Source organism: Streptomyces sp. SID5785, assembly GCF_009870065.1.
Lineage (GTDB): Bacteria > Actinomycetota > Actinomycetes > Streptomycetales > Streptomycetaceae > Streptomyces.
Genome location: NZ_WWIA01000122.1, coordinates 1 through 365, shown reverse-complemented (window position 1 = coordinate 365; position 365 = coordinate 1). Strand labels below are relative to the sequence as shown.

Below are 365 nucleotides of genomic sequence, written 5' to 3'. Positions count from 1 at the left end.
TCCTCCGCCTTGCATCTCGACGCACCAGACCCCGCTCACCGGCACAGACCGGCCCGGGCCACCCGGACGCGACCTGACCCGCCGGACAGGCCCTAGGCTGAGCGGTCGCAACGTAGCTCTTGAGGAGAACCAGCCGATGTCAGACAGCTCCACCCTGCCGCCGGTGCGGCTGCCCGCCGAAGCGGAGCTGGCGCGGGACGCCCTCGCCACGCCCCTTCTGTCGCGTGCGGTGCGGCTGGCCCGCTGGGCCGGTCCCGACACCCGCGTCGGTGCGGGCGGCGAACTCGTCGACGAGCAGCTCCCGGCCGCCGCCGTCGCGCTCGGCCTGACCGACGCCGCGGACGCCGCGGCGGACGCGAGCGAGG

1 pseudogene is annotated in these 365 nt (G+C 75.9%); it reads left to right on the top strand.

Features of this window, described 5'->3' with window-relative positions:
• Positions 1–136: 136 nt before the first annotated feature.
• Positions 137–365: pseudogene (locus tag GTW43_RS03730) on the top strand (hypothetical protein); the annotation flags it as partial.